This is a genomic window from Carboxylicivirga sp. M1479, from assembly GCF_007097485.1.
Lineage (GTDB): Bacteria > Bacteroidota > Bacteroidia > Bacteroidales > Marinilabiliaceae > Carboxylicivirga.
On the sequence record NZ_VKDE01000016.1, the window covers coordinates 109742 to 136390 of the forward strand.

Below are 26649 nucleotides of genomic sequence, written 5' to 3' on the forward strand. Positions count from 1 at the left end.
TTTTCAATTTTACTTGGTTTTACTAATTCTTTTGTACATCCAACGGAAACCGTTAGAAATAAGGTGCACAGCGATAAGAACACCAATGTTTTTAAGTTCGCTGATAATTTCGAAAATTGTTTCATCGTTGAAAATTGTTAATATTGTTCCACCGCTAAAGAGTTCAGCAGTAAAAACAAATGTTTTATTTATAAAATTTTTCATCATGACTAGCTTTTACATTACATCATTTCTTTTCATAATAGCCTTATTAGCTTTTGTTTACCATCTAGGTTTTAAAAAAGGAAAATCAAAACGTTAGTTTTAAGCCACTTTTAAGCCAAATATCACGCATTTGGCTTTTTTCTTTTCTTTCCAGTTCGTGTGAAAACCATCCGAACAAGTCAAGCGCAGAACCTAATAAATCAGTATTTGGAACACCAATACCTAAATGGTTACTGTAATACCTTGCACCGAACGCATCATAAACGCCTATCAATTCGCTTTTACTCAATTCGCTTAACTGGTTTAGTAACACATCTTCTTTAGTGCCATAAATAGTCATTGCTTCATAACAGGCATTCGCTACTTTTTCGTAAAAGCTACGATTAACACGGCTAGACAACCAGTCCCAAGGCTTCAAAAGCAAAACAAATGGAAGAAGAAGAACCCACCACCATTTTTTAAGCAGCTTTACAATAGTTCCCATACTTCTTTAAATTCTGATTGCGTTAGCTTGTAATCACTTTCAAACTTGACAATTGGAACGGCAATTTTAAAGGCTGTTTCTTTATCAAATACAAACACTTCATTTGCTCCAAGTCCTGACGAATCACATATAAACTGGATAAAGTTATTAGTTGGATTTTCATGTTTAGGGGAAAGCGTATTCATTAATAAAGTAAGCGTGTTTTTTCCTCTGCCTATGTGTGTTCTAATGTTAATAAGTCCAGCACGTAAACCATACAGATAATTCTCAAACTCCTCAAATTCTTCGTCTTGTTTGTTTTCTGTAATCTTACCACGCCAAGCGTTCAGACTAACACGGAGGTTAAAAGGGTTTTTATTTCTTTGCCCCCTTACAGCATCCGAACCAGTTTGAACTGGCTTTTTACTCAACTTCATTTTAATTAATGGAAACAACAAGAACCCCCCAAATGGTAATAATATTACACCTAGTGCAATTAAAACCCATATGTACCACTTAATTCTCATCGTTTACAATTTCAATTGGTTTGTTTCCCTCAAATTCTGCTTTAAAGGCTTTTAGTCCTTTTTCCATAGAACGAACAAAGCGGAATGCAGTTTCCGCTTTGCTTATACCGTTCATAATTGCGTTAATGAACTTCATATTTAATTATCTACGTTTTACAAATGTTCCAAAGTAATTTTTGGATGGATTAGCAACCATTTCCAAATCGGGAATAGTTAGCTTTTTTGTGTTCACATTCCAGAAAGCTGTAAACGTTTTTTTCCCATCAGGAAAAGTTACAGTCGCTACCCACTTATCAGAATTAGGGCTTTTAGTCTTGGTTTTATTACAAGGTATCGCTACCATTTTAATGAAACCGCGGCTTTTGCTTTTATTCCAAGCAGTAACAACAGGTCTACTTTTCTTATCTGTGCCAAGTTTAGCGCCTGAGCGTTTACTTTTTGGCTGTTGTACAAACCTTTGATTTGGATTGTAATGCTGTTGATAGCCTTGTGGCAAATAACCAGTAGGCATATTATAAAATCTTTGAGCCATTTTTAAACCCTCCACTTTTTACGACCCGTAAGTCGGATGAATAAATAAACTAATGCCACTAACGCCAAAGGCACAGCGAACCAAACCCAATTGTCAACTACAAAACGCTTTGCACGATTGAAATATGCCTTAACTTTTTGCATGAACAACTCAAAACCGTTCATTGGTCGCAATGCGTCACGGCTAGGGGCAGAAGTAGACAAACTTTGAACATTTACCGCACGCCCAGTTTCCTCTTGTGCTGCCTGACTAACAGCATTAGCGATTGCATGAACTTCGTTTTTGGTAACACGAACGCCATTTTTAGCAGCCGTTTCTGCAATCTTATCGGATTTTACAATGCCATCACGGATAGCAGCACCCGCAATTTTACCAACACCAGTTTCCCCAATTTTATCCATAACGGAAATAGCACCAGCAGCAAGCGCAACGGATGCACCACCAGTTACAGGAGCAAGCGCAGCACCTACTAAACCAATCGCAGGTTTTTTAACTGCTTTAAATACACGGTTTGCAATACCGCCTGTTGCTTTATCTATGCCTCTTGTAATCTTATCAAAGAAGCCACCTTTTTTAAATAGTCCCATATTACAACCCCCTTACTTTTTATCAATCATGAAGAACTGGTAAGTATTACCATCTGTTTCGATTTCTATCTCTCGAATGTCCTCAATTGACACTAAAAAATATTTGTCGTATCCGTGAACAGTGGCACCGCCAGTTTTTACAACATCATTTTCAAGGTTCATAATCGCTTTTAACTCGGTAGGAGTGTACTCCATAGTAACACCATCCATCGCCCAAGCCTTTAAACCAACAAGACCAGTAACAGGAATGGCTAAAAGTTCGTTATCACCAATAACATACTTTTTCAAATCCTCACCATTACCAATAGTAAAACGCTGATAAGCAAAACCTTTTTCAACTAGATTGTTGTCTTCAAGTCCAAAGATTTCATACGTTTTAGTATCATTCAAAGAGCCGAACTCTAATTCTAGATACTTATCAGTATCTAATCGCAAACCACCGTTAGCAATGGCAATGATTACTAATGAATCCGCAGCATTCGATACATAGAAACCTTTCTTTTGTGCAGCAATTTCTGCTAAGTCGGTAATTTTAGTACGCGCGCAAATACTTTCATTATCACCAGTGTGTTGATTAATGCGCTTAATTTCAATTGTTTCATTAGCTAAAGCAACATTTGCTTTTACAATAATTCCAACAACTGGTTTGTTAACTGTAAGCCCATCAAACTCGCTAACGCCTGTAATAGTTTTAATTTTCATCTTAATTACTTTTGATTGTTATTTTTAAATCGAAAGCAAAAAAAAAGCACCCACAGGGGGCGCTTATTCGTTTATATACATTTGTAATCTATTTTAGTCCTTTTTAGGCTCTTTTTGGTGTTGTCATTAGCTTTATGACCTGTTTACATTCGTCAACTGTTAACCCCTCATATTTGGCTAAATGAATCATTAAAATACGTTTTTTATCAGATGGCAGTTTCAAACCGTTTTTTATTTCTCTTATCCGAGCGACCGCAGTACTCTTACAACATCCGTAAAACGCTTGAATATCCTTGTTAGTTAATTCCATAGTATTAGAGTTTATTTGTATCGTTATTTGGCAAAGCACAAATAACTTACGTATTAGTTGATTATGGTAATGTTTTAATATAATTCATCACTTCGGAAGCATCTTTCAAATATTTATACAGGTTTGTAAAAACAACCAACTCAATTGTTTTGTCAGTGATATTCACACTTTTAACGCTTAATTGATTCATTTGTATAAACATTTCATTTTTCAATACTCCATACCATTCCAGTTTAAACTTATCTCTATTCCTTGAATCTTTGTAATAGGAGAGGACAACACCAAAAACATTACTAAACTGTAAACCGTTCATTTTATAAAACTGTGCTGTTAAATCCTCTTTTGCTAATCTAATTTCTTTCATAATCCTAGTGTTAATTGTTCAATAGTGGAAACTAGTTCAACAGGAGCAGGAGCAACAGTCTGAACGCTTATAGTTTTTTGCTGTTCAAATAGTTTTATATTTCTTTCTCTATTAAATATTTCATTGCAATGTTCGTCAAACTCGTATGGAATAGTTTTAAAACCCTTATAACGCAACTGGTCAACAGGAACACCCAACATTAAAGCATGTTCAGCTTCATAAACCTTACTTGTAGTTTGATAAGCTTTTAACATTTGTGCAAATTCTTCAATGTAAGTTTGGTCATCTGCAGACACCAGTAGTAAATTTTTCATTTTAGAAACTGCCTGGCTTGAAAACCATATACGACCCTCAACTTTTAATACTTCCTTTGCTACACCTTTATGTTCTTTACTCATATACTTTGCACAGTATGCAGCAATGTTCCCAACTTTACGCAAGTTTTCAATATCAACACTATTGGGATTCATCCAGTTACAAGCAACACCATTTTTAAACGCTTGACGAATTGCATTTTTTTGCTTGTCACTTGGTTTGCTTTTAACTTCTTTCAACCTTAACTCTCTATATTCTGACCATTCCAAACGGCTCATCTTTTTGTGATATTCGTACACATAGCCAAGCTTATTTAAAATCCTATTCCATTTTTGCTTTACCTCTTTAACTGGCAGAAACTTATCTAGTAATATGTGAAAGTGTAATTGTCCTTGTGCTTGTTTCTCAGCTTTCCAAATGAACTTGGTTACCTTATAATCTGAACGTATTTCGGTAAGGAACTGCTTTAAACATTTATCCTTAATTTCCTTATCACCGTGAACTTGTTTACTGGGTAATGTTAGTGTAAGGAATGTAATTTTTTCCTTACCCTTTCCAGTGTTAACAATGTTTGGATCAACTGAATATAAAAACCAATAAATTGCACGCTCAAGGGATTTTTGTCCTTTCTTCGAAATAAAACCTTTCTCACGATTCTCACAGGGTGGTTTAATACCAGTATTCCAAGTTTTAAAATTACCGTTGAAATCCATTAGACGTGTATAGGCAGTAATAGCGGTAGGAGAGACAGACAAACAAGGCATTTTTATAAGTCCGTTATCTAATATTGTTGGTTCTAAGTTCATTGAATGACGTTTTTGAAGTTGTGGGCGTATTGACAAGCCTATGAATAGGGGAGCTTAACCCCGTAATTTTTCATAAAAAAAGGTAGTCTTTAAACCACCCTTGCCATTGTTACTGAGTTTATATCATCGTACCGAGCACGATTAGACATGCGTACAGCTTTTATTTGTTCGTATTCGTTAAGGTTTCTTTCAATCAGGTTAATTTCATTGTGGTAGTTAATTAGTTGATACTTTAGGGTTGTAAGTTTCTGACGTTCAACAAGTAAATTTAATTCAGCACAAACGTTTCTAAATGCATAAATGCAATAATAGAAAGCACTAAACACGATATAGTTACCATTTTTCGTGTTACTCATCCAAACTGATTTGTTTAGCGAACTGGCAACGCCTGTAAAATAATCGTTTATATTTCTTTCTGCTTGAAATATGTTTGCTTGGCGTTTTCCTGAGTTAGGCGCAAATAGCAAGTAGTTTTGTCTGTAAGTCAAGAACATCTGAGAATAAACATGATTTATAAAAGTCAATTGTTCTGTAAGATTCTTAGATGTTTTCCTTAAAAATGCCTGTGCTTGTTTTTCTTGTTTGAACTCAAATTCAAGACCATTACCAAGCCTGACGGTATATATATCGTCAGTTTTAGAATAGTATTTAAGCTCAATTTTTTTCATTCTGCAAACGTCGAGTAGTGGATATTTTCGACTGGTTACAATCGTTCAGAACTTGTACTGAGAAATCCACTATCTATTTTGCAAGAATATATAAAAATAACATAATATCAAATATAGGACTCGATAATGTATTGATACAGAGGGTTATATTTTTATGACATTATATATATGCCAAATCTATTACTACGAATTAATTGCAAAAGCAGTCTTGAACTTTTGTGATTAGTGAGTTCAGAATCAAAGGTTTCATGTTACGCATCCGACATCAGCAACGTAGCTTGGGGCCCACTTTTCTTTGATTTTGAATAGACAGAAAGCTGTATGACCGTAGGGAGTTCTTTCTGTCTCAAAACAAAGAAACTAGTGGGTAAGCGAGTGGTGCAGTCGGCGGGCTTCTTTGTTTACTTTCTTCGGCTGAAGGAAGAAAGTAAAAGCCCTTGCGGCTCGAGCAAAATCAAGTTCTTTTCTCTTTAAGAGACGAGTTTCGCGTAAAATATTTTTAAATGCAATTGCCCTGCTGTAAGCCCGACACATTCAAATAATATCAAGTACAATTAACATGTGTCGACCTTTCGGGCCTGAATTATTGGAGTTTTAAGAAGAGTTAGCCTGTTCCTTACATCGAACTCACGTTATTTAGAACAACATTGATATTGATTAATACCGTTTACTCAAAAAAATAGCGCCTTTAGTGCATTCCATTTCTAATGTCACGATGATGATATTACGGTATTATACCAGGGCATTATTGAAAATAAATCGATAAAACCTTAAGGTCCTTAGAATCGCATATTTATAACGTACCCGTACAGAATATCAAATAATGGATTGTTGGAATTCTGATCCCTTAGCTTATGTTAATTATCTTGTCAAGTCTTGTATATTTGCTTACCATAATGGATCATAGGATATTTCTGTGGATTAATAATAATTTGTAACGAAAGGAAGCAACGAAATACCCTGTTTTGTAAGATGGTTTTCCTTTCTTTTGCATCGCCCAAAAAGAAACAAAATGCTAGTCCCATTGATGCTACCTCCCGCTTTAATGATTAATCAATTTTACAATCAAAGTAGGTCAAGCCCCTTTGATGTTCAATTAAATTAATCATTATTCACGCCTTCGCATGCCCGCCAATGGAACAGGCCACCGCACTGTCGAAATTGCATTTCGAGTGGGGCAAGGTGGATAGCCAAAAATGAAGGGTAACAAACTAATTAATCCATTAAATAATGCCGAAACAGAATGCTTTATCAATCATTTTTTTATTCATTTGGTATAATAAGCCAGCAGAGCTTATTCATTATGCTGAGCTACCCGCTCCAATCGAAACAAGGTTTCGAACGATTGAAAGCCAGTGATAAGAGTGGATGTTGCGCAATTGGAACGAAGTGGAAATCGTGAAGACCTATAAAAACTTACTCATCTGAATCAATTGCAAGGCGATAGCCTTAAGCATGAAACAATAAATCCATCTCTGGTGTGTAGCAATCACCTCTTTCAATCAGGTTTTGCATCCTTTTTTGAAAAGGATGTGCCAGCCCGGCACTAGGGATAACACAAGGGGCTTGCCCTACTTTGTTTATGAAACTCATTAACCCTAAGAGCGCATGGAAGCATAAATGGGACTAGCTTTTTATTTTTCCTTTTTTGCGATGAAAAAAGGAAAACCCATCTGGTAAGATAAATCATGTCAATGCAAAAATAGCCGCAAATTACTTGTGTTACTTTAATGTAGTTTCTTCCATACAGATGATTTAATTTTAGGTAATTCCTCCATAATTTATAAAACCATTTTAAAGCAAATATTAAATGCGCTTATTGATCGTCTACAAACTGTTAATCAATTCCTAACTCACACATTATTATTAAAATAAATAATAATAAAATCCATTGGCTTTAGCTTTATTGAATTATTATGTATTTCATTCTTCACTTAATTACACAAGCTAAGCTTGAATTCTACTAGCACTAACGTTTAGGAACTCTTTTTTTTAGTAAATTTGCTGTGCTTTTGATGAAAGGTATTGGACAGGTATTTTCTTTAATGATCAAGGTTTAATCAGAGTACAGGAATCGACCGGATTATTTATTTATCATATTGTAAATAAGTGATTGGGTACAAAATCTTAGTGTTCTCATTAACAAGTGTTAATACAAGCTTAGGCTTCATGGCTTGGAAATTGAAGTAACCCTATCCCCTTTTATAAAGTATACAGCAAAGTTAGGTTTAATAAGATGCCAACAAGCACCTATAGGCCATAATTTACACGCATATTATCTCGCACCATGTGACTGAGGAGGCGAAGCTGTGGAAAAAGGTCATCAAAATTGATGATAAGTTAGTAAGTCCTGACCTCAGCAACGCAGATGGGCACCTTTCAATTGAAATGAGCGTGGAAGGAAAAGTTGTTTGAGCCCGATTTTGTCGGGAGAGTTCTTTTCATTCAGCGAATAAAATTAGAAAGGTCATCGAGTGCTGCAGTCAGCGGATTCTTTGCATACTTTCTCAACTGTAGGAGAAAGTATGAGCCCCTGCGGCTAGAGCAGAAAGTGATAAGAGATCGCTACGCTGATAGATAAGAGATGGCAACAAGTTGCTTATAGATAAGAGAAAAAAGAGATGAGAAGTGAGCGATGAGAGATGAGAACACTATGTTTTTAGATGCTAGACCGCTTCACTTTTAGACAAAAAACACAGGACTACGGACATAGCACTTCGGACCTATTTTAAACAAGCTGTCAATCATTCCCCACCTGAATTTTAGGAGGGGTGCCGAAGGCGGGGTGGTATAATATATTAAATCTGCGCTATCTGCGGACAAAAAAAGAGATGAGACCGCTTCACTTTTAGACAAAAAACACTGGACTACGGACTTAGCACTTCGGACTTATTTAACCAAGCTGCCAATCAATCTGTGGACAATATTTAACCACCATGCAAGTAATCTTATGGCTTGATACTAGCATCTTGATACTTTTTATTACGACTAATTCGCACTCATTAGAATAATTCGCAAGCAACATGCAAAACACTAAAATAGCCATTATAGGCCTCGGTTATGTAGGCTTACCCCTTGCCGTAGAATTTGGTAAGCTATACCCTACTGTAGGTTTCGATATCGACCAGGAGCGTGTGGATGAACTATCCAAGGGGCATGACCGTACCCTGGAGGTGACGGATGATTACTTACAAGAAGTGATTAAGAGTTCCACCAAACAGGCCGGCATCTCTTTTAGCACACAGGCAGCGGCCATGGCCGACTGTAATTACTTTATCGTAACAGTGCCCACTCCTACCGATAAAAATAATCACCCAGTGCTTACCCCACTGATCAAAGCCAGTGAGACCATTGGTAAACTATTAAAAAAGGGCGACATCGTTATATATGAGTCAACGGTTTACCCCGGCCTAACGGAAGAAGAATGCGTACCCGTACTTGAGCAAGTATCAGGACTAAAGTACAACAGTGATTTCTTTGTCGGTTACTCTCCTGAACGTATTAATCCAGGTGATAAGGAACATACGCTAACGAAAATATTAAAAGTGACCTCAGGCTCAACACCAGAAGTGGCCGACAAGGTGGACCAGCTCTATCAATCGGTGATCGTGGCAGGTACTCACAAAGCACCATCTATCAAGGTGGCCGAGGCAGCCAAAGTGATTGAGAACAGCCAGCGCGACATTAACATCGCCTTTGTCAATGAGCTGGCCAAAATATTTGAGCACCTCGACATCGATACACAAGCCGTACTGGAGGCAGCCGGCACCAAATGGAACTTCCTGCCATTTAAACCAGGACTGGTGGGTGGTCACTGCATTGGTGTAGACCCGTACTACCTGGCACAGAAAGCACAGGAGGCCGGCTATAACCCTGAGATTATACTGGCCGGACGACGCATGAACGACGGCATGGGCGCCTGGGTAGCCTCCCAAATTGTTAAGCTCATGATTAAAAAGGGACAAACGGTGAGTCAGAGCAGCATCCTATGCTTGGGTGTGACTTTTAAAGAGAACTGTCCTGACATACGGAATACCAAGGCCATTGATGTCATCAACGAACTGGCAGACTATGGTTGCACTGTTGATGTCTATGACCCATGGGCCGATAAAGCCGAAGTAAAGCACGAGTACGGACTAGAATTAATCAACTCCTACTCCATCCAAGCCTACGATGCCATTGTGCTCAATGTGGCACACAACGAATTTAAAACACTCGATGTAGCCTCACTAAAAAAAGGTGATAACACGGTAGTCTACGACATTAAAGCGGTATGGGATGAGGATTTAGTTGATGGACGATTGTAAGTAGAGACATAAGAACGCAGCAAGCTGCTACTAGATGCTAGACCGCTACGCTTGTAGATAAGAGAAAAAGAGATGAGCGGTGAGATGTGAGAAAATAGATCGCTGCGCTTCTAGATAAGAGAAAAATGAGATTAGAACGCTATGCTTTTAGATGCTAGACCGCTTCGCTTTTAGACAAAAAACACCGGACTACGGACATAGCACTTCGGACTTATTTAAGCAAGCTGCCAATCATTCCCCACCTGAATTTTAGGAGGGGTGCCGAAGGCGGGGTGGTATACAAAAAAGAATAGATAAGAGATCGCTACGCTTATAGATATGAGACCGCAACAAGTTGCTTTTAGACAAAAAAACACTGGACTACGGACATAGCACTTCGGACTTATTTTAGCAAGCTGCCTATCAGTAATCCTTTTTAATCCGTGTAATCTGCGGACAAAAAAAGAGAAGTGTAAGATAAGTTCGTAAGCCCTGACCTCAGTAACGCAGATGGGTACCTTTCAATTGAAATGAGCGTGGAAGGAAAAGTTGTTTGAGCCCTATTTTATCGGGAGAGTTCTTTTCATTCAGCGAATAAAATTTAGAAAGGTCATCGAGTGCTGCAGTCAGCGGACCTTTTGTCTACTTTTGCGACTGCAGGAAAAAGTAGAAGCCACTGCGGCTTGAGCAGAAAGTGATAACAGAATAGATAAGTGACCGCAACAAGTTGCTTTTAGATAAGAGAAGTGAAAGATGAGAACGCTATGCTTTTAGATGCTAGACCGCTTCACTTTTAGACAAAAAACACTAGACCACGGACATAGCACTTCGGACTTATTTAAGCAAGCTGCTAATCAGTAATCCTTATAAATCTGCGTAATTCCGCATAACGGAACAAGTCCTGCGGACAAAAAGTTTCCCGCAGTGAATCAATGTGAATTGGGAACATCTTTACATCATCTATAATAATCTCTATATCAATTTGCAATTATGAATACAGCAGAATTAAAACTCAAACTATTCAGGCACATCGATAAGCTTGACAGTACAATGCTTGAAGAGGTATACGGCCTAATCAGTAATTATACAAAACAGCATGTGAATAGCGAACAGTGGGATGAGCTTAGTGAGATCCAGAAAAAAGGTATTTACAAAGCAATAGATGAGTTAAATAATGGTGAATTTACAGCAAACGAAGATGTATTGAGCAGGTACAGAACAAAGTATAACAATGACTAAAAGTTATACTGTCGTTTGGTCGTCAATGGCTGAGAAAGATTTTGCCAATACCCATGCTACCGCACGACTCCGATCGTGTGGGGACTTATTAAGCCTTACACCTCCCTCCCCCTTGAGGTGGAGGAAAATACTTAATGATATAGAAACTTAAAATACCTAGCAATTCACCTTGCTACTTGATACTAATTTCAAAAACATGAACAACATTAACCAACTCGACATTAACAAACTATATACCTTTAAAGACTACCTTAGCTGGCAATTTAAAACCAGAGTGGAGTTAATTAAAGGACGTATATATAAAATGTCGCCGGCTCCTTCTCCTAGGCATCAGGAAGTGCTTAGTGCTTTAAATGCGGAATTGCACCAATTTTTGAAAGCTAAGAACTGTAAAGTATTCCCCGCTCCTTTTGATGTTCGACTTGATATTGACAAAGGAACAGTACATACAGTCGTGCAACCCGACCTTTCTGTTGTATGTGATATGTCAAAGATTGATGATAAAGGCTGCAATGGAGCACCAGATTTGGTGGTGGAAATCATCTCTCCTTCAACAGCTAAAAAAGATTTACACGAGAAATATGACTTATACGAACGTTCAGGCATACATGAATATTGGATAATCCATCCCTTTGAACGAACATTAAGCGTATTTGTATTGTCGAAGGGAAGCTATGTAACAAGTAAACCCATGACAGAAGGTGATATTGTCCAAAGTACTATTCTGCCCGGCTTTAAATTAAACTTAAATGATATTTTCCCAGCTCGCGTGGAAGAGCCTGATGAAGAGTACAGGAGAATTTAATTATAGTTCATCTTGATATTAAAAAAGTAGTCCGAAGTACGGAGAAAAAAGAAGTGAGCGGTGTAAGATAAGTTCGTAAGCCCTGACCTTAGCAACGCAGATGGGTACCTTTCAATTGAAATGAGCGTGGAAGGAAAAGCTGTTTGAGCCCGATTTTTTCGGGAGAGTTCTTTTCATTCAGCGAATAAAATTTAGAAAGGTCATCGAGTGCTGCAGTCAGCGGACCTTTTGTCTACTTTTGCGACTGCAGGAAAAAGTAGAAGCCACTGCGGCTTGAGCAGAAAGTGATAAGAGAACGCTCCGCTAATAGATAAGAGATCGCAACAAGTTGCTAATAGATTAGAGAAAAGAGGTGAGATGTGAGAGATGAGCAAACTATTGCGCAGCAAATCAATAACAAATATCATTATGCATAGCATTGGTAAATTATGTAATTTAGGTATTTTAAGATGTAGATAAAAGGAAGAAACTGTATGCATACTATCAAAATTAAAATACACGATAAAGCCTATAAGCATTTTATTTGGTTATTAAGTAAGTTTAGTAAAGATGAAATTGAAGTGATAACAGAGGATAGCTCATACCTGAAAATTAAGGCTGAACTGCAAGCAGAGCTAGATGAAATAAATGAAGGAAAAGCCGAATATTACACCTTAGATGAGTTAGATGATAGATTGGAGAAGAAATTAAAGAAGCATGAAGGTCATCTTTAAAGAAAGTATTTATACTTGAACCATCTTATACAAATGGACTTAAACGAACATCAGTTATACGACTCAATAAAATGGCTACAATTAGTAAAAAAAGATGGTAAAGAATTGGTTTTTCAAACTAATGATTTAAATTATTAGAATTAATTGAATTTTAATAATTAAATTAATATACTTACCTTTGGCGTTACTAATTTAAAAGGTTAGTATGATAGTATCATTTGGATCAAAGAGGACGGAAAAAATCTGGAATGGAAAACGAGTAAAAAACATTCCTCTCGAAATTCAACAGATCGGAAGAAGAAAATTAAGAATGCTAAGTAACTCACAAAATATTCAGGATTTACTTATACCGCCCTCCAATAGGCTAGAAAAGCTGAGTGGAAAAGCTAAAGATTACTATAGTATTAGAATCAATAACCAGTGGAGAATAGTTTTTCAATGGATTAACAATCACTCTTACGAAGTAGAAATCGTTGATTATCATTAATTGACACTTAACATGGAAAAACTTAATAACATACATCCCGGTGAAATATTGAAAGAAGAGTTTCTAATTCCTATGGATTTATCGGCTTATCGTTTATCAAAAGATATAGGTATTCCGCAAACAAGAATTTCACAAATTCTTAAAGGAAAAAGAAGAATTACAGCTGATACAGCTTTGCGCCTATCTTCCTATTTTGGTAATTCAGCAAAATTCTGGTTGGGGCTTCAGGATGATTACGATATTGAAGAAGAAAAATCTATTAATAGCGAACTATTCATACGAATTAGTAAAATTAAAGACGCTAAGCAACAGCGTATTTAGTTATTCGGAGAGACGCATAGATTAGCACAAAGAATTGGAGTGCAACGAAAATCATGAACACCAATAATAAATAAAATATCATCTATCAAACGTCCCTACATCATACACCCCCAGTGCCCATCATTCTCTGCGGACAATATTTAACCACCATGCAAATAATCTTATGTCTTGATACTTAAAAATAGTCCGAAGTACTAAGTTCGAAGTACGGAGAAAAAAGAAGTGAGCGGTGAGTTACACCCCCTCCGCCTGCGGCACCTCCCCCTTGAGGTTGAGGAAAGAATTGAACAAACAAATTGCGCAGCAATCAATCCTTTAAATCATTTTACTTGTCCCGACCCTTCGGGAAGCTGCTAATCAGTAATCCTTTTAAATCTGCGTAATTCCGCATAACGGAACAAGTCCTGCGGACAAAAAAAAGAGAAGAGAAGTGAGGGATGAGAACGCTATGCTTTTAGATGCTAGACAGCTTCGCTTTTAGACAAAAAAACACTGGACTACGGACATAGCACTTCGGACTTATTTAAGCAAGCTGCCAATCAGTAATCCTTTTTAATCTGCGGTTCCTATTTTAACCACCAAGCCAATCAATTCGTTCAATTCGCAAACAATTAGACTAATTCGTAGTAATACATTTAATCACCCTGTAAATCGTCTTGATACTTGATACTAACATCTTGATACTTTTTAAAGCAATCAATTCGCCCAATTCGGACACATTAGAATAATTCGCAAACTAATTTATTCTTTCACGCAACATAAGTACTTTTGCGCCGTATTGAACAACAATAACGGGAAGCACAATGTGACTTACCGCGCCGAAGGCGTTTATATAAGTGAGAAGAGAGCGCTACGCTATGAGATAATAGATCGCTACGCTGATAGATATGAGATCGCAACAAGTTGCTTTGAGAGAAGAGAAAAAAGAGATGAGAAGTGAGCGGTGAGTGCTGAGAACTAAACAAACAAATTGCACAGCAATGAATCCGTGTATATCTATTAGCACCATGCACATCGTTAATCCATTTTAATCTGCGCAATCTGCGGACAAAATAAGAGAAGTGTAAGATAAGTTAGTAAGTCCTGACCTCAGCAACGCAGATGGGTACCTTTCAATTGAAATGAGCGTGGAAGGAAAAGTTGTTTGAGCCCGATTTTTCGGGAGAGTTCTTTTCATTCAGCGAATAAAATTTAGAAAGGTCATCGAGTGCTGCAGTCTTGCTCTTCTTTGTATACTTTCTTGTAGCAAGACAAGAAGAGTATAAGCCCCTGCGGCTTGAGCAGAAAGAGATAAGAGACGCTACGCTGATAGATAAGAGACCGCAACAAGTTGCTTTGAAATAAGAGAAAAAGAGAAGAGAAGTGAGCGGTGAGAGATGAGTGCATAAATTGCACAGCAATGAATCCTTTAAATTATAGAAGCTGTAAATCGTCTTGATACTTGATACTAACATCTTGATACTAATTTTTAACCAAGCTGCCAATCAATAATCCTTTTAAATCCGTGCAATCTGCGAACAAGAAAAGAACGAGTCCCGATACCTCGAGAAGCTGTAAATAAACATCATAAATCATCATTCAACCATCATATATCCAAATGAACAACCTCATATTCTCAACAATAAAACGCATACTACAAGTACTCCCTCCCGGGTATAAAAAGAAAAGTGCCAAAATGATGCTTCTGCTTTTTCTCAACTCGATTATGGAAATGCTTGGCTTGGCAGCCTTCCTACCGCTCTTCTCTGTAATATTGCAGGACGGTGTCATACAAACACATCCTATCATTAGTGAAGTATATAATATGGGAGGCTTTGCAAGCGAAAACCAGTTTATCCTGTTTTTAGCCGGTTTTATAGTGTTTGCCATTATTTTTAAGAATGTGATGAGTCTATTCATCCTTAAATCACAAGCTACCTTTTCGCTCTCACTCTACCAATATTTTGCTATCAGAATACACAAGCTCTATTATAGTAAGGGATTTCCTTTTTTCAAAAATAAGAATAGCAATGAAATCATGCGTGATGTCAACCAAATTCCTCAATGGTTTTCAAACCAAATAGTATTAGCTATTTTCACTTTCTTAAATGAACTATTCGTGCTATCCTTTATCCTTACCAGCCTTATTATTTATGATTGGAAAGCAATTGTAATGTTAACTTTTACCATCTTACCTATCTTTTTACTTTTTTACGGCTGGGTTAAGAAAAGAACCTCAAAAATTGAAAAGGAAGCAAATGAAGTTCACCCATTACTTGGAAAAAGCATATTTCAAAGCATATTCGGTTTTATTGATGTAGAGGTGACAAATACCCAAGATCGCTTTCGCAATAAAATAGCTTATTACATTAACAAGCTTGTTACTATCAGTATTAAACGAACCTTATATCAACAATCGCCTACCAAGGTAATTGAAGCAGGCATGGTTATTACTATTTTTGCCATTACAGCCTACGGACTCTATTTTTTACCCGACCGAGCTGGCTTGGCTGCCTTATTAGGACTCTTTGCCTTGGCAGCCTATCGCATACTCCCATCCGTTAATCGGATTATGATTGCCCTTATCAGCATTAAAGGGTATCAATATACTTTTGACACAATCTTACAGGTAAAAGATTACAAGACAGAACTTAAGGAACATTCACAAATAAAGTTCAATTACAACCTTACTTTAAGGGATATTTACTTTAAATTCCCAGATGCCAAAGAAACTCTTTTGAATGAAATCAATCTAACAATTAATAAAGGTGAGTCCATTGGCTTCATTGGCCCATCAGGCGCCGGTAAAACAACACTGATGAACCTAATGTTGGGTTTTTGGTCGCCTACAAGGGGACAACTGAAGGTTGATGAAACATTAATAAATGAAAACACCCTCCCATCGTGGCGCGACCATATCGGCTATGTGCAGCAAGAGGTATACCTGTTGGATGGTACCTTGGCTGAAAATGTGGCCTTTGGTTTGGAGCATAAACAGATAGATACTGATAAGCTTGAAAAAGTACTTAAGCAGGCTAGTTTATGGGAATTTACCCAGGAACTACCCGATAAATCCAACACCATGATTGGTGAACGAGGAACAAAGCTTTCCGGTGGTCAACGACAGCGTGTTGGTATAGCACGAGCCCTGTATTCTGGTGCTTCCATCTTATTCTTTGATGAAGCCACATCGGCACTAGACACGCAAACAGAAAAAGATATTACCGAATCGATACGTAACCTGACTGATGGCGACCTGACCATTGTTGTGATTGCTCACCGCATCAGTACACTTAAATACTCCAACCGCATTATTGAAGTTGATGAGGGGCAAATAAAAGCGGAAATGAAATATCAGGATCTTATTAAACGTGAGATTAATTAAGGGATAGATTTTATATTATTAGGAATGGACATACTCAAACTCATAGGAAGAGAAAAGCAGCTCTTTACCCAAGATATAGAAAACAAACAGGAGGAGCTGAAGCGCATTGTTGCCTCTTCTACTTTTTTGGTGATTGGTGGTGCCGGATCCATTGGACAAGCAGTTACTAAAGAAATTTTTAAACGCAATCCACTTAAACTACACGTTGTCGACATCAGCGAAAACAACATGGTGGAGCTGGTGCGCGATATACGGAGCTCATTTGGGTACATCAAGGGCGATTTCCAAACCTTTGCTTTAGATATAGGTTCTGTTGAGTACGATGCCTTTATTGAAGAAGATGGACAATATGATTACGTACTAAACCTCTCAGCATTGAAACATGTGCGAAGTGAGAAGGATCCCTTTACTTTGATGCGTATGATTAATGTGAATGTGTTTAATACGGAAAAAACCATTCAGCAATCAATTGAAAATGGGAGTAAGAAATATTTTTGCGTGTCTACTGATAAGGCAGCGAACCCAGTTAATATGATGGGCGCTTCCAAGCGAATCATGGAGCTATTTTTAATGCGCAGAAGCAAGCAAATAACTATTTCAACTGCCCGATTTGCCAACGTCGCTTTTTCAGACGGATCTCTATTGCATGGCTTTAACCAACGCATACAGAAAAGGCAGCCCATTGTTGCTCCTAAAGATATCAAGCGTTACTTTGTAATACCACAGGAATCGGGTGAATTATGCCTGATGTCTTGTATCTTTGGAGAGAACAGAGATGTATATTTTCCTAAGCTGAGTAAAAACTTACATTTGATTACTTTTGCCGACATCGCCATTAAATATTTAAAAGATATTGGGTACGAACCTTATTTATGCGACAGTGAAGAAGAAGCACGCCAACTAGCAACTACCTTGCCTCAGCAGGGACAATGGCCATGTTTATTCACAACAAGTGACACCACAGGTGAAAAGGATTTTGAAGAGTTCTACACCGATAATGAAGTCTTGGATATGGAGCGCTTTGCCAACCTTGGCATCATAAAAAATGAATTAAAAACTGATGATGATAAGTTAACTCATTTCACTGATACCATTCATCAATTAAAAGTGAATAAACGTTGGACAAAGCAGGATATTGTGCAATTATTTCATGAAATGATACCTAGTTTTGGACATAAAGAAACCGGAAAGTACCTTGACAGTAAAATGTAATGGAGAAATTTAAGAAATTATGCAGCTTCATACGCGAAGCTTACTCTGCACCTGAAGGATTTATCCCCTTGCATGAGCCTCGGTTTATAGGTAATGAAAAGACCTATGTGAATGATGCCATCGACTCTACCTTTGTTTCTTCCGTTGGGGAATATGTGAATCGCTTTGAAGAGATAATGTGTGAGATTACTGGTGCTAAATATGCAGTAGCTACTGTCAACGGCACCTCAGCTTTGCAAGTAGCCTTATTATTGGCTGGCGTTGAGTCTGGTGATGAAGTAATTACCCAAGGACTTTCTTTTATTGCTACAGCCAATGCCATTAGCTATTGTGGTGCTCAAGCTGTTTTTTTGGATGTTGATAAAACAACAATGGGACTCTCCCCTGCTGCTTTAAAAAGCTTTTTGGAGGATTATGCACAGCTCAAAGATGGTGTTTGTTATAATACTAAAACAGGGAAAAAATTAGCAGCCATTGTACCCATGCATACTTTTGGTCATCCGGTTGATATAGATAGCATTATTACCATAGCCAAAGAGTATAATATACCTGTAGTTGAAGATGCAGCCGAATCTTTAGGAAGCTATTATAAAAAACAGCACACTGGTACATTTGGCGTATTGGGGGCATTCAGTTTTAATGGAAATAAAACAGTTACGTGTGGTGGTGGTGGTGCCATCGTCACCAACGATATGGCTCTGGCCGAAAAAGCCAAACACATGACTACCACAGCCAAGGTGCCACACCCCTATGAATATACACATGATATGGTGGGCTTTAACTTTAGGATGCCTAATTTGAATGCTGCCATGGCCTGTGCTCAGTTGGAAAAACTAGAGGAATTTGTGGATAATAAAAGAGCATGGGCTAAGAGCTTAAGTGGCTTTTGCCTTGAGAATGATATTGACTTTATTACCGAACCACAAGGCACCGAATCCAATTACTGGTTGAATGCCTTATGTCTCGTAAACAGAGAGCAACGTAATGGGGTCTTGGAATTTATGAATAAACAAGGTGTGATGTGTCGCCCAATATGGACACTGTTATTCAAAATGCCGATGTATGCCCATTGTTACCGAGATGAACAGATAAATTCACAATGCCTCGAAGATCGTATTGTTAACATACCTAGTAGTGTGATAATATAGTTTAAGGTTAAAACTAAGTTTAAGTACCCTCAACCTCAATCTTAAACTTTGTCTCAACCTAAACCTTAATCATAATCATGAAACAACCCATAATCCTAATTGGTGGCGGTGGCCATTGCAAGGCTTGTATTGATGTTATTGAGCAGGAAGGCAAATATGAAATTGCCGGTATTGTCGACCAAAAGGAGAAAGTCGGGCAAAAGATACTCGGCTATACGATTATTGGCTGTGATGATGATTTACCAGAGTTATTCAATACCTATAAACAAGCCATTATCACGGTTGGTCAGATACGTTCAGCCAAAGTGCGAATACTGCTATTTGAAAAGCTAAAGACCATAGGTTTTCAGCTACCAGTCATTATATCGCCCCTCGCCTATGTGAGCTCTTCAGCCCATATTGAAGAAGGAAGCATTGTGATGCATCATGCTCTGGTAAATACGGAGGCCCACGTTGGACAGAATAATATCATCAATAGTAAAGCGCTGATAGAGCATGAATCAACAATTGGCAAGCATAATCATATCTCCACGGCCTGTCAACTAAACGGACAGGTAAAGGTGGCTGATGAGTGTTTTATCGGTAGTGGTTCTACCATTGCCAATAATGTGTCTATTGTAAGTAATGTGATTGTACCAGCAGGTACCAACGTATATAAAAATATTAATAAAGCGGGTATATATATCCGACGATAAATATCATCCCAACCTTTGACATACTACTATGCAGACACTTATAATAGCCGAAGCAGGCGTCAATCATAACGGTGATATTGAACTGGCTAAGCAACTGGTTGAAGTTGCTGCGGACTGTGGAGCCGACTATGTGAAGTTTCAAACCTTTAAAGCAGAAAACTTAGTCTCCAAAACAGCTGAGCAGGCTGAATATCAAAAACAAAATACTGGGATGGTTGAAAGCCAGTACGACATGCTCAAAAAATTGGAGCTGTCAGCTACAGATCATCAGATCTTGATGGAACATTGTAAAAAGCACGGTATAAAATTTCTGTCTACCGGCTTTGATCAGGAGAGTCTTCTTTTTCTAGAAAGCATAGGAATGGAGTTGTGGAAAATTCCATCTGGAGAGTTAACGAACTTACCCTATCTTGAATATATGGCATCTCAAGCTCAGCCGCTAATTTTATCTACCGGTATGGCCAGCAAGCAAGAAATAGCCGATGCGATAGAAGTGTTGTGCAGCAAGGGTAAAAGCAAAGAAGAAATTACTGTTTTACATTGTACCACCGAGTACCCTACCCCTATGGGAGAAGTGAACCTGAAAGCCATGCACGACCTTGAAAAAAGCTTTGCATGTCGGGTGGGATACAGTGACCATACCAAAGGTATTGAAGTGCCCATTGCGGCTGTAGCATTGGGAGCTACCGTTATTGAAAAGCATTTTACCTTGGATAATAGTTTACCGGGACCAGATCATAAAGCATCATTGGAGCCGATGGAATTCAAGGACATGGTCAAGGGTGTTCGCAATATTGAAAGGGCGCTAGGTACAGGGATTAAAGCCCCTACGCTTTCAGAACTAAAAAACAAATCCATTGCCAGAAAATCCATACACTTGCAAGGTAATTTACGTGAAGGACATATATTAACAGCCGATGATCTGGAAATGAAACGACCGGGTGATGGCATTTCACCCATGAAAATGAATGAAGTGCTAGGTAAAACAGCTTGCAGGGAATTAAAAGCCGGTAGCATGCTTAAATGGGAGGATCTCGTATAAACGAACAGGTAAACCTAATCAAAATCTCAACCTTATTCTAAAACTAGACCTTAACCTCAATCTTATCCTAAATCTCAACCTTTCTGAAAAAACGTATGAATATAGCCGTATTAACCAGTTCAAGAGCCGACTATGGCATTTATCTGCCCTTGTTAAAGGCATTACAGGCAGATGAGAGCATACACCTCCATATCATTGCTTTTGGTACCCACCTCTCTCCTTTTCATGGCCATACCCTTGACCAGATTAAAAAGGATGGTTTTGAAGTTAATTACCGTGTAGAGTCCATGTTAGCAGGTGATTCTGCCAATGCGGTGGCAACTGCCATGAGCCTCACATCATTGAAGTTTGCTGAGTTTTGGAAAGACCATAGGCAGACCTTTGATTGGGTTCTTTGCCTTGGTGATCGTTATGAGATGTTTGCAGCCGTAATGGCTGGCATACCCTATGGAATTAAATTTGCTCATTTGCATGGAGGGGAGCGCACGCTTGGCGCTATCGATAACATCTTTCGCCATAGTATTACCCTGGCTAGTTCATTACACTTTGTGGCTACTGCCGAATTTGGGGCAAGAGTTAAGGAATTGATTGAAGATAAAAATGAGGCTGAGAATAAGGTTAAGGTGGTTGGGGCCTTAAGTCTGGATAATCTTAAAAACATGAAACTGCTTTCGATAGAAGACTTTAAAGAGAGGTTTACTATTGACCTGTCTAAACCAACCATACTAAGTACGTTTCACCCTGAAACTGTTAATCCTGAAATGAATAAAGAGTATGCTGAAATTATATCCCGAAGCTTTAGTGAGATATCAGAGAGGTATCAAATAGTAATTACACTACCTAACGCTGATACGGAAGGTACTGTAATTCGCACCTCCTTCTTGAAGCTTGAAAAACAACATCCCGATAGAGTAATATGCGTTGAAAACTTTGGTACATTAGGCTACTTCTCATGTATGAAACATTGTAGCATGTTAATAGGTAACACATCCAGTGGTATTATTGAAGCCGCCAGCTTTAATAAGCGGGTCATTAACCTGGGTAATCGCCAAAAAGGACGTGCCTGTGGCGATAACGTAATGCATACTCCCATTGATGAAACAGCCACCACAAAGGCGGTCAACACAATTGAAGAGTTGAAGGTATACAGAAGTACTAACCCCTACGACCGGGGAGGAGCAGTCGAATCAATCATCTTAACCCTCAAATCTCAACCTTAACCTCTGTCTTAATCTCAACCACCATGCATAACTTCCAACAACATATCATACACCAAAACGAAAGTATATTAAAAGCCTTTGAACTCTTAAACCATGTGCCCGAAACACTGACGTTATTTGCAGTGAATGAAGCACAACAAATGGTAGGAACCTTGACCGATGGTGACATACGACGTGCCTTTTTAGCCGGTAAAACCACCAACGATCAAGTAAAGGACTTTATACACACCAGCTTTATATCAATTGGTGAGCAAACCACACCCCAAGCAATCAACGACATGAAAAAACGGGGTATCCACCTGCTACCTTGCTTAGATGACAAGGGCTGCATCACCAGGCTTATTGACTTGAAAAAAACAAAGACGATACTACCAATGGACGCGGTGATTATGGCCGGTGGTAAAGGTGAACGCTTACGGCCACTAACCAATAACACCCCCAAACCCATGTTGCCATTGGGTGGTAAGCCCATTATTGAGCACAATATCGACCGCCTGATCACCTATGGTGTGCAGAATATTTATATATCTGTTAATTACCTGGCCGAACAAATTGAAGCCTATTTTGGCGATGGCTCATCCAAGAGTATTAATATTCAGTACCTCCGCGAAGACCAGTTTTTGGGTACCATTGGAGCCCTGAGCATGGTGAAGCATTTTAAAAACCCCCATGTATTGGTTATGAACTCCGACTTATTTACCGATGTTGATTTTGAGGATTTATACCTTAATCATCAGGAGAAAGGTGCCGAACTATCGGTGGCTTCTATCCCCTATACGGTCAATATTCCTTTTGGTATTATGGTTCGCGAAAACGGTCAAATTACTGGATTAAAGGAAAAACCCAGTAATACGCACTATGCCAATGCAGGTATATATTTAATTAATAATAAACTAATTAATAATATTCCTAAGGATACTTTTTATAATGCCACTGATTTGATTGAAGATACCATTAAAAGAAAAGGTAAGGTTATTGATAATCCTATTACAGGTTATTGGATTGATATTGGGCGCCATGATGAATACAACAAGGCCAAAGAAATAATGAAACACCTCAAACCTTAACCTCCACCTTAATTTTACCCTCAATCTCAAACCATGCTAATAACAAACACCCTCTTTATCATACCTGCTCGCGGAGGCTCCAAGGGACTGCCCGGCAAAAACACCAAGCTGCTCAATGGCAAGCCGCTTATACACTATTCCATTGAAGCAGCCCTTGAGCTAACCAAAAAGGAAAACATTTGTGTGACAACAGATGATCAGGAGATTATTCGTGTGTCCGAACAAACTGGCATAAAAGTGCCGTTTATCCGACCGGCTGACCTGGCCACCGATACGGCCAATACCTGGCAAGTGGTGCAGCATGCCGTTAATTGGTACAAAGAAAAGGGAAAAACTTTTGAGACAGTGATTTTGTTGCAGCCGACTTCCCCTTTTCGCAGGGCCAAACACATTGGCGAAGCCTACAACTTAATGGATGAAAAAACCGAAATGCTGGTATCGGTTAAAGAAACCAAATGCAACCCCTACTTTAACTTGTTTGAAGAAGACAATAAAGGTTTTATCCATCAATCAAAAAAAGCTAATTTTACGCGCCGGCAAGATTGCCCGGCTATTTACGAGGTAAACGGCGCCATCTACATCCTCAACCTAAGCCTCAGTCTCAACCTTAATAAGCCATGGGATTCTGAAAAAATCAAAAAGTATGTAATGAGTTCCGAGGATTCAATCGATATAGATACGAAGTGCGATTGGGAGAATGCAATTAGCTTTACAAGAGGATTAACATCCTAAATATAAAATACCTACAATGAATAATGATTTTTTTAAAATATATAAAGCATTAGACGCTTTTGAAACTAAAGAAAATTTAAATCTTTTAAACACAAAATATGGTAATATATGGCCTCTTTTAAAAATTGAAGTTTATAAATCTTACTTTAAGGATTATAAGAAACTAAAATACAGGCCTATGATATGGAGGATCGTAGGAAACTTTAAAAGAGCCGTAACTTCCTTTTATAAAAGCAATAAACAGCTTCCTCCTAACAATATATTTAAGGAAACCGATGAATTGTGGGTCTCTAGCATTGGTAGACGGGTTAATGGTTATAATAAATTCACAGATCCATTTTTTAATGAAATGTCATCGTCAAAATCATTGATGATTGAAAGAAGTGGTGATAATCCTCTGTTTTATAGTAATGTACATGTGAAAAGTAATAGCCGTATTTTAAACTATGAATCAAGTTATAATTTCTTCAACTTGTTATTTATAATAAAGAATACATTATCTTTTTCGAAAGTTCTTAAAGAAGTTAAGATAGAAAGAGTGTCTAATAACTATCCTAGTATTCAGATTTTTAACTTGCTTGTTTGTTATAGCTATTTTGTCAATTGGTATAATTTTTACATATATTTCTTTTCTAAATTTACAACCTTAAAAAGGATTTATTATACTGGAAATGGTACGCCTGACACTTATGCTTTAAATGCTGCTGCACACAAATTAAATATTGAAACTATTGAATTTCAACATGGTGTCATTTCTAAAAATGGTATTGATTACAAGTATAGAGTTTTAAATGACAACATCTTAAAGTTGGTACCATCTAAAATTTATGTTTATTCAGCTGAAGCAAGAGAAATCTTAAAAAATAACACAAAAGGAAAGGTTACAATTGAGCTGATTGAAAATTTTGCACTTACTAATTGGAAAAATAATGAAAGTAAATTAGGAACAAAGACTTCAATATTGCTTACACTACAAAATGTTATTTTTCCACAGGATCATTTTATTTATCTTTTTTTCAAATACATAAATGAAAAATTTCCAGAAATGGAAATCATCCTTAGACTACATCCAAGCCATCAGTATGTTAAAGTAGGATTTGAAGAAATATTAGAAAAACTGAAGATAAAATTTGTTTGGGATAACAATGCGATGATATATGATTCTTTATCAAATGCAATACTTAATATCACTGCTTTTTCAAGTACTGTAGAGGATGCAATAAATTTGAAAGTCCCGTCATGGCTTATCTCAAATGAAGGGAGTATGTTATATGAGCAACATATTAAAACAAATCCTCTAGTAAAATCAATCCTTACAATTGAAGATGCTTCATTAACTTTTAATAGTATTTACAATAATTATTAAATGAAATCAATTATTAAGCGTATAAATAAACTACTTTACATTCAAAAAAAATGTAAAAAAGCCAGATGCAGTATGATTGCTACTGCGTACTTTTTTATTCGAAATAAGTTATTCTACAAAAAAAACATACTACAACACCCTAATACAAAGATCTTTGGTGTCCAAAATATCATTAGCCCCAAAGGACTTGAAATAGGCATGAACTATGTTGGTTTTACACATAATAAAGATGTTACCTTATTAAATATAAATGGGACACTAAATTTAAAAGGCTTTTACACAATAGGTATTGGATGCAGGTTTGATATTGCACCTAATGCTATTGTACAGATAGGATCTGGTGGGTATATAAATCCTTTTTCCAAAATCATTATTAATAATGGATTACAGATAGGGGATAATTGCATTATTTCTTGGGAGTGCCAATTTTTAGATGAAGATTTTCATACAATAAGTTATGAGGGAAAAAGAAACAAAAACAATTCTATAGTAATTGGTAATAATGTTTGGATTGGTTCTGGGGTGAAAATTCTTTCAGGAAGTATAATTCCTGACAACTGCGTAATTGCTGCATACTCTATTATAAAAGGACAATTCGATGAAAAAAACTGTTTGATTGGAGGACATCCTGCAATAATCATTAAAAGAAATATACATTGGAATTAAAAATAAAACTTTCAGTTATTACGGTAAATCTAAATAATGTCAATGGACTTAGAAAAACACTAGACAGCGTTGCAAGGCAAACTTTTGCCAATTATGAACATCTAATAATAGATGGAGGAAGCTCAGACGGCAGCATTGATGTAATTAAAAAATACAAGAAACGCTTTAATGGCATTGAGAATGGATTGTATTGGGTAAGTGAGACAGATAAAGGAATTTTTAATGCGATGAATAAAGGGATTCGAAAAGCTAAAGGTGAGTACTGTCTCTTTCTGAATAGCGGAGATTGGCTGTTGAAAAAGGATGCCATATTCAAAATGTTTGAGAATAGTAATGGCGAAGATATTGTTTATGCAGACATATTAACTGATAAAAACGAAAGATGGACTTACCCTAATTCTTTATCATTCTTTTACTTTATTAATAACTGTATAGGGCACCCTGCTACATTTCACAAAAGAGACTTGTTCGAAAAAAATGGTTTGTACAACGAGAATCTAAAGATTACTTCCGACTATAATTTTTTTATTACGGCGATAGTTAAAAATAATGCAACATATAGGCACGTTTCTCTGTTTTTTTCATGTTTCGATACCGGGGGAATAAGTCTAAATAATGTATCTTTAAAAGAGAGTGAAAAGAGATATATTTTGCAAAAACACTTTCCTGATCAGTTTGATGATATAATTACTTACAGAAAAAATTTAGCGGAATTGTTTTTTTATAGGAGTAGTAAAATTATTCAACTAATTAAAAAAATTCAGTTACATAAGTTTTATAAAAAAATTCGAAAAAATAATTTCTAGTG

Annotated in this window: 28 protein-coding genes; 17 read left to right on the forward strand and 11 right to left on the reverse strand. The window is 37.3% G+C overall.

The features are described from left to right. Window positions 1-9 precede the first annotated feature (9 nt). The 11 genes from FNN09_RS11130 to FNN09_RS11175 all read right to left on the reverse strand — a co-directional run bounded on the left by FNN09_RS11130 (window position 10) and on the right by FNN09_RS11175 (window position 5478). Complete coding sequence (locus FNN09_RS11130) at window positions 10-204, reverse strand: hypothetical protein (RefSeq protein WP_143302432.1); 195 nt, start codon at window positions 202-204, stop codon at window positions 10-12. Between the two features lie 85 nt (window positions 205-289). Then, entirely contained in the window at window positions 290-688 is a 399-nt protein-coding gene (locus FNN09_RS11135) for a hypothetical protein (RefSeq protein ID WP_143302433.1), read from the reverse strand. Further along, window positions 673-1194 carry a hypothetical protein gene (locus FNN09_RS11140; RefSeq protein WP_143302434.1) on the reverse strand — a complete coding sequence of 174 codons (522 nt, stop codon included), beginning with the start codon at window positions 1192-1194 and terminating at the stop codon, window positions 673-675. Before FNN09_RS11140 ends, FNN09_RS11135 begins: the two co-directional genes overlap by 16 nt. Further along, the gene (locus tag FNN09_RS21145) at window positions 1184-1330 is read right to left on the reverse strand and encodes a hypothetical protein (RefSeq protein ID WP_185968968.1); all 147 of its coding nucleotides are present in this window, start codon (window positions 1328-1330) and stop codon (window positions 1184-1186) included. The genes FNN09_RS11140 and FNN09_RS21145 overlap by 11 nt, the downstream gene beginning before the upstream one ends. Before the next feature lie 6 nt (window positions 1331-1336). Next, window positions 1337-1726 carry a hypothetical protein gene (locus FNN09_RS11145; protein WP_143302435.1) on the reverse strand — a complete coding sequence of 130 codons (390 nt, stop codon included), beginning with the start codon at window positions 1724-1726 and terminating at the stop codon, window positions 1337-1339. 2 nt (window positions 1727-1728) lie between these two features. Beyond that, the gene (locus FNN09_RS11150) at window positions 1729-2313 is read right to left on the reverse strand and encodes a hypothetical protein (protein ID WP_143302436.1); all 585 of its coding nucleotides are present in this window, start codon (window positions 2311-2313) and stop codon (window positions 1729-1731) included. A 12-nt stretch (window positions 2314-2325) separates the two neighbouring features. Further along, on the reverse strand, window positions 2326-3015 hold the full coding sequence (locus FNN09_RS11155) for a hypothetical protein (protein ID WP_143302437.1): 690 nt from the start codon (window positions 3013-3015) through the stop codon (window positions 2326-2328). Between the two features lie 103 nt (window positions 3016-3118). Beyond that, window positions 3119-3325: a hypothetical protein gene (locus tag FNN09_RS11160; protein WP_143302438.1), complete on the reverse strand. Its 207-nt coding sequence runs from the start codon at window positions 3323-3325 to the stop codon at window positions 3119-3121. 61 nt (window positions 3326-3386) lie between these two features. Then, entirely contained in the window at window positions 3387-3689 is a 303-nt protein-coding gene (locus tag FNN09_RS11165) for a hypothetical protein (protein ID WP_143302439.1), read from the reverse strand. After that, window positions 3686-4810 (reverse strand): hypothetical protein, encoded by a 1125-nt coding sequence (locus FNN09_RS11170; RefSeq protein WP_143302440.1) that lies wholly within the window; start codon window positions 4808-4810, stop codon window positions 3686-3688. Before FNN09_RS11170 ends, FNN09_RS11165 begins: the two co-directional genes overlap by 4 nt. Window positions 4811-4899: 89 nt before the next feature. Next, window positions 4900-5478 (reverse strand): hypothetical protein, encoded by a 579-nt coding sequence (locus FNN09_RS11175; RefSeq protein ID WP_143302441.1) that lies wholly within the window; start codon window positions 5476-5478, stop codon window positions 4900-4902. A 3023-nt stretch (window positions 5479-8501) separates the two neighbouring features. Between FNN09_RS11175 and FNN09_RS11180 the strand changes: the two genes are divergently transcribed. The 17 genes from FNN09_RS11180 (at window position 8502) to FNN09_RS11260 (ending at window position 26647) form a co-directional block, all read left to right on the forward strand. Beyond that, complete coding sequence (locus FNN09_RS11180; protein ID WP_143302442.1) at window positions 8502-9785, forward strand: nucleotide sugar dehydrogenase; 1284 nt, start codon at window positions 8502-8504, stop codon at window positions 9783-9785. A gap of 969 nt (window positions 9786-10754) precedes the next feature. Continuing rightward, complete coding sequence (locus FNN09_RS11185; protein WP_143302443.1) at window positions 10755-11003, forward strand: hypothetical protein; 249 nt, start codon at window positions 10755-10757, stop codon at window positions 11001-11003. Window positions 11004-11199: 196 nt separating this feature from the next. Further along, complete coding sequence (locus tag FNN09_RS11190; protein ID WP_143302444.1) at window positions 11200-11808, forward strand: Uma2 family endonuclease; 609 nt, start codon at window positions 11200-11202, stop codon at window positions 11806-11808. Between the two features lie 473 nt (window positions 11809-12281). Next, window positions 12282-12521, forward strand: coding sequence for a tRNA pseudouridine synthase A (locus FNN09_RS11195; protein WP_143302445.1), 240 nt, complete (start codon window positions 12282-12284; stop codon window positions 12519-12521). A 205-nt stretch (window positions 12522-12726) separates the two neighbouring features. Continuing rightward, window positions 12727-13008 (forward strand): type II toxin-antitoxin system RelE/ParE family toxin, encoded by a 282-nt coding sequence (locus FNN09_RS11200; RefSeq protein WP_143302446.1) that lies wholly within the window; start codon window positions 12727-12729, stop codon window positions 13006-13008. Between the two features lie 12 nt (window positions 13009-13020). Next, complete coding sequence (locus FNN09_RS11205; RefSeq protein ID WP_143302447.1) at window positions 13021-13329, forward strand: HigA family addiction module antitoxin; 309 nt, start codon at window positions 13021-13023, stop codon at window positions 13327-13329. Window positions 13330-14926: 1597 nt separating this feature from the next. After that, window positions 14927-16693 (forward strand): ABC transporter ATP-binding protein, encoded by a 1767-nt coding sequence (locus tag FNN09_RS11210; RefSeq protein ID WP_143302448.1) that lies wholly within the window; start codon window positions 14927-14929, stop codon window positions 16691-16693. Window positions 16694-16717: 24 nt separating this feature from the next. Further along, window positions 16718-17905: a UDP-N-acetylglucosamine 4,6-dehydratase gene (locus tag FNN09_RS11215; RefSeq protein WP_143302449.1), complete on the forward strand. Its 1188-nt coding sequence runs from the start codon at window positions 16718-16720 to the stop codon at window positions 17903-17905. Continuing rightward, on the forward strand, window positions 17905-19053 hold the full coding sequence (locus FNN09_RS11220; protein WP_143302450.1) for a LegC family aminotransferase: 1149 nt from the start codon (window positions 17905-17907) through the stop codon (window positions 19051-19053). The genes FNN09_RS11215 and FNN09_RS11220 overlap by 1 nt, the downstream gene beginning before the upstream one ends. Before the next feature lie 77 nt (window positions 19054-19130). Then, window positions 19131-19748: a NeuD/PglB/VioB family sugar acetyltransferase gene (locus FNN09_RS11225; protein WP_143302451.1), complete on the forward strand. Its 618-nt coding sequence runs from the start codon at window positions 19131-19133 to the stop codon at window positions 19746-19748. 28 nt (window positions 19749-19776) lie between these two features. Beyond that, window positions 19777-20790, forward strand: coding sequence for an N-acetylneuraminate synthase (gene neuB / locus FNN09_RS11230; protein ID WP_143302452.1), 1014 nt, complete (start codon window positions 19777-19779; stop codon window positions 20788-20790). 95 nt (window positions 20791-20885) lie between these two features. Beyond that, window positions 20886-22010, forward strand: a complete 1125-nt coding sequence (gene neuC, locus FNN09_RS11235) for a UDP-N-acetylglucosamine 2-epimerase (protein ID WP_143302453.1) — start codon at window positions 20886-20888, stop codon at window positions 22008-22010. A gap of 23 nt (window positions 22011-22033) precedes the next feature. Next, window positions 22034-23077 (forward strand): nucleotidyltransferase family protein, encoded by a 1044-nt coding sequence (locus tag FNN09_RS11240; RefSeq protein ID WP_143302454.1) that lies wholly within the window; start codon window positions 22034-22036, stop codon window positions 23075-23077. A 33-nt stretch (window positions 23078-23110) separates the two neighbouring features. Continuing rightward, window positions 23111-23809: a cytidylyltransferase domain-containing protein gene (locus tag FNN09_RS11245; RefSeq protein WP_143302455.1), complete on the forward strand. Its 699-nt coding sequence runs from the start codon at window positions 23111-23113 to the stop codon at window positions 23807-23809. Between the two features lie 16 nt (window positions 23810-23825). Next, on the forward strand, window positions 23826-25175 hold the full coding sequence (locus FNN09_RS11250; RefSeq protein ID WP_143302456.1) for a hypothetical protein: 1350 nt from the start codon (window positions 23826-23828) through the stop codon (window positions 25173-25175). Beyond that, window positions 25176-25841, forward strand: a complete 666-nt coding sequence (locus FNN09_RS11255) for an acyltransferase (protein WP_143302457.1) — start codon at window positions 25176-25178, stop codon at window positions 25839-25841. It begins immediately after the preceding gene. Beyond that, the gene (locus FNN09_RS11260; protein WP_143302458.1) at window positions 25832-26647 is read left to right on the forward strand and encodes a glycosyltransferase family 2 protein; all 816 of its coding nucleotides are present in this window, start codon (window positions 25832-25834) and stop codon (window positions 26645-26647) included. Before FNN09_RS11255 ends, FNN09_RS11260 begins: the two co-directional genes overlap by 10 nt. The last annotated feature ends 2 nt before the right edge of the window (window positions 26648-26649 follow it).